Source organism: Mycetocola zhadangensis (assembly GCF_003668565.1).
GTDB lineage: Bacteria > Actinomycetota > Actinomycetes > Actinomycetales > Microbacteriaceae > Mycetocola_A > Mycetocola_A zhadangensis.
In genome coordinates this window covers 1,335,035-1,344,539 of the sequence record NZ_RCWJ01000001.1, presented here as the reverse complement: position 1 = coordinate 1,344,539, position 9,505 = coordinate 1,335,035, and the positions used below count along the sequence as shown (strand labels likewise).

At 65.2% G+C, this 9,505-nt stretch carries 10 protein-coding genes; all 10 read left to right on the top strand.

The window, feature by feature from the left end; genetic code table 11:
• Nucleotides 1-574: hypothetical protein (locus D9V28_RS06470; protein ID WP_220700456.1), on the top strand; the 574-nt coding region annotated here is incomplete at its 5' end.
• Nucleotides 571-1,572, top strand: a complete 1,002-nt coding sequence (locus tag D9V28_RS06465; protein WP_229727743.1) for a tetratricopeptide repeat protein — start codon at nucleotides 571-573, stop codon at nucleotides 1,570-1,572. The genes D9V28_RS06470 and D9V28_RS06465, both read left to right, overlap by 4 nt.
• The gene (locus tag D9V28_RS06460; protein ID WP_121658808.1) at nucleotides 1,544-2,572 is read left to right on the top strand and encodes an HAD-IIA family hydrolase; all 1,029 of its coding nucleotides are present in this window, start codon (nucleotides 1,544-1,546) and stop codon (nucleotides 2,570-2,572) included. Before D9V28_RS06465 ends, D9V28_RS06460 begins: the two co-directional genes overlap by 29 nt.
• Before the next feature lie 22 nt (nucleotides 2,573-2,594).
• On the top strand, nucleotides 2,595-2,759 hold the full coding sequence (locus D9V28_RS16055) for a hypothetical protein (protein ID WP_183086441.1): 165 nt from the start codon (nucleotides 2,595-2,597) through the stop codon (nucleotides 2,757-2,759).
• Nucleotides 2,756-3,604 (top strand): TlyA family RNA methyltransferase, encoded by an 849-nt coding sequence (locus tag D9V28_RS06455; RefSeq protein WP_121658807.1) that lies wholly within the window; start codon nucleotides 2,756-2,758, stop codon nucleotides 3,602-3,604. Before D9V28_RS16055 ends, D9V28_RS06455 begins: the two co-directional genes overlap by 4 nt.
• Nucleotides 3,605-3,609: 5 nt before the next feature.
• On the top strand, nucleotides 3,610-4,527 hold the full coding sequence (locus D9V28_RS06450; protein ID WP_121658806.1) for an NAD kinase: 918 nt from the start codon (nucleotides 3,610-3,612) through the stop codon (nucleotides 4,525-4,527).
• Nucleotides 4,520-6,238 carry a DNA repair protein RecN gene (recN, locus tag D9V28_RS06445; protein ID WP_121658805.1) on the top strand — a complete coding sequence of 573 codons (1,719 nt, stop codon included), beginning with the start codon at nucleotides 4,520-4,522 and terminating at the stop codon, nucleotides 6,236-6,238. Before D9V28_RS06450 ends, recN begins: the two co-directional genes overlap by 8 nt.
• A 9-nt stretch (nucleotides 6,239-6,247) precedes the next feature.
• Nucleotides 6,248-7,933: a CTP synthase gene (locus tag D9V28_RS06440; RefSeq protein WP_121658934.1), complete on the top strand. Its 1,686-nt coding sequence runs from the start codon at nucleotides 6,248-6,250 to the stop codon at nucleotides 7,931-7,933.
• The gene (locus D9V28_RS06435) at nucleotides 7,926-8,579 is read left to right on the top strand and encodes an NUDIX domain-containing protein (RefSeq protein ID WP_229727742.1); all 654 of its coding nucleotides are present in this window, start codon (nucleotides 7,926-7,928) and stop codon (nucleotides 8,577-8,579) included. Before D9V28_RS06440 ends, D9V28_RS06435 begins: the two co-directional genes overlap by 8 nt.
• Nucleotide 8,580: 1 nt before the next feature.
• Nucleotides 8,581-9,486, top strand: coding sequence for a site-specific tyrosine recombinase XerD (gene xerD, locus D9V28_RS06430; protein ID WP_121658804.1), 906 nt, complete (start codon nucleotides 8,581-8,583; stop codon nucleotides 9,484-9,486).
• Nucleotides 9,487-9,505: the final 19 nt, after the last annotated feature.

Below are 9,505 nucleotides of genomic sequence, written 5' to 3'. Positions count from 1 at the left end.
GGCGACAAGCCACGTGGCGACCGGCCCTCGTATGGCGATAAGCCCCGCACTGAACGTCCCGCCTCAGGCGACCGGTCTCGTTCTGACCGTCCGTCGTATGGTGACAAGCCTCGTGGTGACCGCCCTTCTTACGGCGACAAGCCCCGTGGTGAGCGTCCCTCGTACGGTGACAAGCCTCGCGGTGACCGTCCTTCTTACGGCGACAAGCCTCGTGGCGACCGGCCCTCATATGGCGATAAGCCCCGCACTGAACGTCCCGCCTCAGGCGACCGGTCTCGTTCTGACCGTCCGTCGTATGGTGACAAGCCTCGTGGTGAGCGTCCGTCGTATGGTGACAAGCCTCGTGGTGAGCGTCCGTCGTATGGTGACAAGCCTCGTGGCGAGCGTCCCTCTTATGGTGACAAGCCGCGCGGTGACCGTCCTTCGTATGGTGACAAGCCGCGCGGTGACCGCCCGGACCGTCCACGCGAAGACCGCCCTCGCGGCGGACGCGGTCGCGAGGAGAAGCTGTGGACCCGCGGCGGCGCGCCTGCCCGAGGTGACAGGACCGCCAGCAGTCCTGAAGACGAGATGACCGATGAGCAGCGGATGCAGCGCGAGCTGCGGATGGTTCGCAAGGACCACTACGACCCCGATCTGCCTGACGAGGTAACGGCGAACGACCTCGACCGCATCGCCCGCAACGAACTCAAAACGCTGACAACAGACAACGCTGAACGCGTCGCTCGTCACCTCGCGATGGCCGCAATGCTTATCGACGAGGACCCCGAACTGGCGCACCAGCACGCTCTGTCAGCGGCTCGACGTGCCGGACGTATCGGTGTTGTGCGCGAGACCCTTGCGATTACGGCATACGAAACCGGCGACTACGCACTCGCGCTCCGCGAACTCCGAACCCACCGACGCATCACCGGGTCAAACGACCAGGTGCCCCTGATGGTCGACAGCGAACGCGGTGTCGGTCGCCCCGAACGCGCACTCGAGCTGGGTCGTTCGGTCGAGCGCGCCAGCCTGTCGTCCCCGGTGCGGGTTGCCCTGGCAATCGCCATGTCGGGTGCACGACTCGACCTGGGCCAGCCGGAGCTCGCTCTCGCTGAACTGCAGGTTCCTGAACTCAACCCGAACCGCGCGTTCGAGTGGAGCCCCAGCCTCTTCTCCGCCGAAGCCGAGGTTCTCGAAGAACTCGGTCGCGCTGACGAAGCCGCGGTGTGGCGTAAACGTGCGAAGGTGGCATCCGCTGCTCTCGCTGAACAGCGTGGAGATAACGAACTCGAGACCATTGAGGTGTTCGAGATCGTCGAAGAGCCCGATGAAGCTGACGAGGTCGACGCGACAGAGGCCGAGGGAATCCCGCTCGACATCGACGACATGGGTGACCTCGCCAGTGCTGTCGCCTCCGGTGCGTTCGACGAGGACTCCGAGGAGACTTTCGGCGATGACGTCACCACAGATGAGGCTGAGGCTGAGGAGATCGACCCCGCTGAGGCTGCCCCTGAGGCAGACGACGAGTTGCACGCCGAAGAGAACACGGGAGAACAGTTGGATGAGTCCGCTGCTCAGCCGGAAAAGTAAGGGTCAGACGCCGCTCGACGGCGTCGATGTTCTCCTCGCCGACCTCGACGGCGTTGTGTATGCGGGACCGCACGCGATCCCGCACGCCATCGAGAGCCTCAACCGTGCCGCGGAGAGCATTCGTGTCGGGTACATCACGAACAACGCGTCGCGTACCGACGTGTCTGTCGCCGAGCACCTCACCGAGCTCGGCCTGACAGTCGCGCCGAACGAGGTCGTCACGAGCCCTCAGGCCGCGGTTCGCCTGCTCGGCAACCACGTGCCGGCGGGCTCGACCGTCCTGGTCGTCGGGGGAGAAGGTCTCGTCTCCGAACTCGAAAAGGGTGGATACACCGTGACCCGCTCGGCCGACGACGCTCCTGCCGCCGTGCTCCAGGGCTTCGCCCCACACGTCAGCTGGTCGGACCTCGCCGAGGCTGCATACGCGCTGCACCCGCGCGAGGACGGCGTCGAGATCCCGTGGATCGCGACGAACACCGACTGGACCATCCCGCAGGCGCGAGGCATCGCGCCGGGAAACGGAACCCTGGTCTCCGCAGTGCACACCGCGGTTGGCCGCCTGGCGACGGTCGCTGGTAAACCGGAAACCCCCATTTTCGATGAGGCCAAAATCCGGTTCGGCTCAACGCGTCCACTGTTCATCGGCGACCGGCTCGACACCGACATCCTCGGCGCGAACCGCGCCGGCATCGATTCGGTGCTCGTTCTCACCGGCGTCGACAAGGCCAAACACGTGCTCGCCGCAGACAAGTATTCACGTCCAACCTTTATCGTGGACGACCTGCGTCAATTGCACGAACCGTATCCGGTCACGCGGATGTCACGCGACAATTCCGAGGCGACCGTCGGCAGTGCGGTGGTTCGGATCGACGGCAACGACGTGATCATCGTGAAGGACGGCTCCGAGCCGATCGACCTCCTGCGGGCGGCCTGCGCCGTCATCTGGGCATCGGGTCGAGCGATCTTTGGGTTCAACGTGCCGGAACGCCTGTATTCCTGAGCTCGCGGGTAACGTAGGGGACGTGAGTGAGAACCCCCAGTTGACCGACGACGCGCTCGTCCCTCGGCTTCATCTGATCGAGGACCAGCCGCTTGAGGCACGGGCCGACGCGTACGCCCAACTGCACGAGGAACTGCGCGCCCAGCTCGAGGTCGGCGACAAGCTGTCAGCCAGGAGCCCGGCTTGACCGAGCTCGGCGCCGATGACGTCGAACAGCGGCTCGACGCCGCCCTCGTCACCCGCGGTCACGCCCGCTCACGCACCCTGGCCGCACGGCTCATCGCCGACGGGCTCGTCACCGTCAACGGTCGCGCCGTGGTGAAGCCCGCCGCCAAGGTTCGCGGAAGTTACCGCATCGAGGTCGCAGGAACCGATCACTACGTCAGCCGCGGCGCCCACAAGCTCCTCGGCGCGCTCGACGCGTTCGGAGTGGACCCGACCGGGCGACTGGCGCTTGACGCCGGCGCATCAACCGGAGGGTTCACGCAGGTGCTGCTCGAACGCGGAGCCCGCCACGTGATCGCACTTGACGTTGGCCACGGCCAGCTCGCCCCCGAAATCGCGAACGACCCAAGGGTCAGTGTGATCGAGGGATTCAACGTTCGTGACCTGACGCCGGAAAACCTCGCAGGAGCATCCGCTGTCTCACAATCACCGAATCTGATTGTCGGTGACCTGTCCTTTATCTCGCTGACCCACGTGCTGGGCCCGTTGCAGCGATCGGCGGCGCCGGACAGCGACTTCCTGATGCTAATCAAGCCGCAATTCGAGGTCGGGCGTGGCGGAATCCGCGAGGGAATCGTACGCAACGACGCGCTGCGCGCCGACGCGATCGCGTCGGTGCTGTGGCACGCGTGGGACCTCGGCCTCGGCACAGCCGGCCTGATCGAGTCACCCATCGTCGGAGGACACGGCAATCGTGAATACCTGGTCTGGTTGCGTTCCGCAGCACCCGATGTCAATGCCCCCAGCGTCGCGGGGCGCAATCCGACAGAATGGTTGGACACAATTACCGAGATAGCTGGAGCGTGACACGGATGGATTCTGACCGCAGATTCATCCTGGTCGTTTCACACACGGGCCGCGCCGACTCGCTTGACGCCGCCGTTCAGGTGCTTGCCCAGCTGCAGGCGGCAGGTGCTCATCCGGTGCTCATCCGCCAGGAACGCGACGAGATTCTCGAAACCGGTGCTGAGCTCGGCGACATCGCGATCCTCGGCGAAAACGTCTCGGCCGACGAGCTCGAACTGGTGATCGTGCTCGGTGGAGACGGCACGATCCTGCGCGCGGCCGAACTCGTGCGTGGTTATTCGGCGCCGCTCCTCGGCGTCAACCTCGGCCACGTTGGTTTCCTGGCCGAAAGCGAACGCGATGACCTCGCCGACGCCGTGCACCGCGTCATTGCCGGTGACTACCTCGTCGAAGAACGCCTCACACTGTCCGTCCGGGTCAAGGTCCGAGACGAAGTGGTCTGGGAGAGCTGGGCGCTCAACGAAGCGACGGTTGAAAAAGGCAGCAGAGAACGGATGCTCGAAGTCGTCATTGAAGTGGACGGTCGCCCGCTGTCCACCTTCGGTTGCGACGGCGTCGTCGTTTCGACGCCGACCGGATCAACCGCATACGGTTTCTCCGCCGGTGGACCGATCATCTGGCCGACGGTGGAAGCGATGATGCTCGTTCCGCTCAGCGCCCACGCCCTGTTCGCGCGGCCGGTCGTCGTCGGACCGGACTCGTCGCTCGCCGTCGAGGTCCTCCAGCGCACCAACGGCACCGGCGTGCTCTGGTGCGACGGCCGTCGCACCCATGAACTTGACCCTGGCGCCCGTGTCGTCGTTCGCCGTTCGCCCATTCCCGTGCGGCTCGCTCGCCTGCACCAGAGCCCGTTCACCGACCGGCTCGTGAAGAAATTCCATCTGCCGGTCACCGGCTGGAGGGGACCCGACGCGAATGATTGAGGAAATAGGCATCCGTGACCTTGGAGTGATCGCTGAGGCGACGCTCCCACTCGGCACCGGCTTCACGGCCATCACCGGTGAAACCGGCGCAGGGAAGACCATGGTCGTCACCGCGCTCGGGCTGCTGCTCGGCGGTCGCGCTGATTCCGGTGTGATCCGGCAGGGCAACGGCCAGGCCAGTGTCGACGGACGCTGGGTCATCCCGGCCGACGGCGCTGTCGCCGATCGTGTCGCCGAAGCCGGCGGGGGAGTCGACCCGTTTGGCGAGGGGCAGGCAGAGCTCACCCTCGGCCGCTCCGTCTCTGCTGAAGGTCGAAGCCGGGCTCAGGTCGGTGGGCGCAGCGCCCCCGTTGGTGTACTCGCCGAACTCGGCGAACAGCTTGTCGTGGTGCACGGTCAGTCCGACCAGGTGCGGCTGCGCTCACAGACCGCGCAACGTGATGCCCTCGACCGGTTCGCCGGCGCTGAGCTGGCCGAGCTTCTCGCCGACTACCGCACCGTCTACTCGCGTTTCCTTGAAAACACCACGGAGCGCGACACCCTCATCCGCGAACGCGACGCCCGCAGCGCCGAAGCAGCCGACCTGCGCGAAATCATCGCCGAGATCGAAGCTGTCGCTCCGCAGCCGGGTGAGGACGACGAACTCGCCACCCGCGCCGAACGACTCACGAACCTCGAAGAGCTGCGGCTCGCCGCCGCCGGCGCACGTGAAGCGATCTCGGCCGAGGAGTCAGAGGGCCCCGACGTCGCTATGCTCCTCGACTCGGCACGCCGTCAGCTTGAGCGCGTCTCCGCATACGACGCCGAACTCGGCACGCTCGCCGAGCAGGTCGCGACAGCGAGCTACCAGCTGTCAGAGGTCGCGCTCGAACTCTCCCGTTACCTGGCCGGCCTCGACGCCGACGGTGCACGCGAACTCGAAATCGTGCAGGACCGACGCAGTGAACTCAGCGTCCTGCTGCGCAAGTACGGCCCGTCCTTCGACGACGTCCTCGCCACGCTCGAAAATGGCAACCGTCGGCTGCTCGAACTCGACAGTGACTCCGACCGCATCGACGAACTGACAACGATCGTCGAAGCGGATGCCACGCTGGTCGACACCCTGGCCACTCGCGTCAGCGAGATGCGCGGCAGCGCGGCCGCCCGGCTGGCCACCGCCGTCTCAGACGAGCTGTCCGCCCTGGCCATGCCTGACGCCACCCTCGTGATCGACGTCACTGGAACTGACGAGCTCACCTTCTCCGGTCGCGACAACATCTCCTTCCTGCTCAAGCCACACGCCGGCGCCGAACCTCGTGCGCTGGCGAAGGGTGCGTCGGGTGGTGAGCTCTCGCGGGTCATGCTGGCCATCGAGGTGGTCATCGCCGGCACCGATCCGGTTCCGACCTTCGTCTTCGACGAGGTCGACTCTGGCGTGGGTGGAGCTGCCGCCATCGAGATCGGCCGCCGGCTCGCCAAACTCGCCGAAACCGCCCAGGTCATCGCGGTCACCCACCTGGCACAGGTCGCGGCATTCGCCAACAACCACCTCGCCGTCGTAAAAGACTCCGACGGAACCGTCACAGCATCCAGCGTCCGTCAGCTCACCGGTGACGAACGCACCGCCGAAATGGCGCGCCTGCTGTCCGGTCTCGCCGACAGCGAATCGGGCCTTGCCCACGCGGGGGAGCTCCTGACGCTCGCCCGGTCCGCAACTCACATGGTAGGATAGAAGCCCGTGGTGAACATTACAGACGCGGACCTTTCGAACGACACGACCAAGCACATTTTTGTGACCGGTGGTGTCGTTTCTTCGTTGGGCAAGGGACTCACGGCCGCAAGCCTTGGCAACCTGCTCACAGCTCGGGGACTGCGTGTTGTCATGCAGAAACTCGACCCTTACCTGAACGTCGACCCCGGAACGATGAACCCGTTCCAGCACGGTGAAGTCTTCGTCACAGACGACGGCACAGAGACCGACCTCGACATCGGCCACTACGAGCGTTTCCTCGACATCAACCTGAGCCAGGCGGCGAACGTCACCACAGGTCAGATCTACTCGACGGTCATCGCCCGCGAACGACGCGGTGAATACCTCGGCGACACAGTGCAGGTCATCCCGCACATCACAGACGAGATCAAGCGCCGCATGCGCCTCCAGGCGTCGAACGACCCGAAGCCAGACGTGATCATCACCGAGGTCGGCGGCACGGTCGGCGACATCGAGTCGCAGCCGTTCCTCGAGGCAGCACGCCAGGTGCGCCACGAGCTCGGTCGCAAGAACGTCTTCTTCGTCCACGTCTCCCTGGTGCCGTACATGGGCGCTTCAGGCGAGCAGAAGACCAAGCCGACGCAGCACTCCGTTGCCGCGCTTCGTTCAATCGGTATCCAGCCGGACGCACTCGTCCTCCGCAGCGACCGCCCGGTGTCTGAGTCGAACAAGCGCAAGATCGCGCTGATGTGTGACGTCGACGAAGCCGCCGTCGTCAACTGTGTTGACGTCCCAAGCATTTACGACATCCCCACCGTGCTCCACGACCAGGGCCTCGACGCGTACATCATCGACCTCCTCGGACTCGAAGCAGACGACGTCGACTGGTCAGCCTGGTCGCCGGTGCTCAAGGCAGTTCACGAGCCCAAGCACGAGGTCACCATCGGCCTCGTCGGCAAATACATCGACCTGCCTGACGCCTACCTCTCGGTCACCGAAGCACTCCGCGCCGGCGGATTCGCGCACGAGTCGAAGGTGAAGCTGCAGTGGATCCCCTCAGACGAGTGCGAAACCCCCGAGGGCGCAGCAAAGGCCCTCGGTGAGCTCGATGGAATCTGCGTGCCTGGTGGTTTCGGCATCCGTGGAATCGAAGGAAAGCTCGGCGCACTGAAATTCGCCCGCGACAACAAGATCCCGACCCTTGGACTGTGCCTCGGCCTCCAGTGCATGGTGATCGAATACGCCCGTAACGAAGCAGGCCTCACCGGTGCCAGCTCGAGCGAGTTCGACCCGGACACCGAGTTCCCCGTCATCGCGACGATGGCCGAGCAGGTCGAGATCATCGCGGGGGGAGACCTCGGCGGAACCATGCGTCTCGGCTCCTACCCCGCCTCCCTCGACGAAGGATCGATCACCGCCGAGCTGTACGGTTCGACCGAGATCACCGAGCGTCACCGTCACCGTTACGAAGTCAGCAACCGTTACCGCCAGCAGATTGCGGATGCCGGACTCGTTTTCTCGGGGACCAGCCCGGATGGCCAGTTGGTTGAGTTTGTTGAACTCGATCGCGACGAGCACCCGTTCTACGTTGGCACCCAGGCTCACCCCGAGCTACGGTCACGTCCGACCCACGCCCACCCGCTCTTCCGCGGGCTGATCGGTGCAGCACTCGAGCGCCAGCAGGCCAGCCTGCTGTTTGAAGTTGCCGGTGCCTGAGTTCTTAGAGGACCGACCGCTCGAGGACGAGCCGACCGAGGTTGAGGTTCGCTCGAGCGAACTCGTCTTCGACGGCATGGTCTGGGGCGTCCGCCGTGATGTCTTCGACTACCGAGGCGAAGACATCACCCGCGAGTACATGGACCACACCGGTGCTGTTGCGGTGTTTGCCATGGACGAGAACGACCAGGTCCTGCTCATCCAGCAGTATCGGCATCCGGTTCGCTCCCGTGAGTGGGAGATCCCGGCCGGCCTCCTCGACATCGAAGGAGAGGACCCACTCGTCGCCGCGAAGCGGGAACTCGCCGAAGAGGTCGACCTCGAGGCACGCGACTGGGATGTCTTGGCCGAGTTCGCCACCTCACCTGGCGGCAGCGACGAAGTCATCCGGATCTACCTGGCTCGAGGGCTGACCGCGACGAGTGAGCCCTTTGAACGCGAGGCGGAAGAGGCCGACATCGTCACGCGGTGGGCTCCGCTGGATGAGCTTGTCACCGCTGTGCTCGAGCGGCGCATCCAGAACCCGTCACTCTGCATAGCCGTGCTCGCGGCCTCAGCGGCAGAACAGCGCAACTGGGACACACTCGGCGACGCAAATGAACCGTGGACGCGGCATCCGAAACTCGGATCCTTCCCGGCCAGCTGACATGTCGCTGTCGCGTGACCTCGACCAGTACCTTCGTCACGTCTCGATCGAGCGTGGGCTCTCGGCCAACACGGTCGCGGCTTACCGCCGTGACCTGACGATGTACCTCGAGTGGCTTACCTCACGCGGCGTCGTGAAAATCGGCGACGTCGAGCGGCAACACGTCTCGGACTTCCTCCGCGACCTCGCCACCCGCGAGGATTCACCGCTCACCGCGACCTCGCTCGCCAGGGTTCTGTCGTCCGTTCGCGGGCTGCACAGGTTCCTGCTCGAGGAAGAGGCGATCGAGGTGGACGTCGCGCGCGACGTCAAGCCGCCGAAGCTGCCGAGCCGACTGCCCAAGGCGCTGCCCATCGATCAGGTGACCGCTTTGCTCGAGGCATCCGGAGGAGACGACCCGCAGTCGCTGCGCGACCGGGCGCTGCTCGAACTGCTCTACGCCACCGGTGCCCGTGTTTCCGAGGCCGTGTCACTCAACGTCGACGATGTCTTCGCCGAGGACATCGTTCGGTTGCGCGGCAAGGGCAACAAGGAGCGGATCGTTCCGGTGGGGTCATACGCCCGAAAAGCACTCGACGCGTATCTGGTTCGCGCTCGACCCGTCTTCTCGGTGCGCGGCGTCGCCACGCCTGCCCTGTTTCTCGGGCTGCGCGGGCAACGGGTATCCCGGCAAAACGCCTGGCTGATCATCCGGGCGGCCGCTGAGCGAGCAGGACTGGCCGCACACGTCTCGCCGCACACCCTCCGGCACTCGTTCGCTACCCACCTGCTGCAGGGCGGAGCAGACGTTCGAGTGGTGCAGGAACTGCTCGGGCACTCGTCTGTGGCGACCACCCAGATTTACACGCTGGTCACGGCGGACACTCTGCGAGACATGTACACGACGGCGCACCCGCGGGCACGATAGGAATTATCGCCGCTCGTCA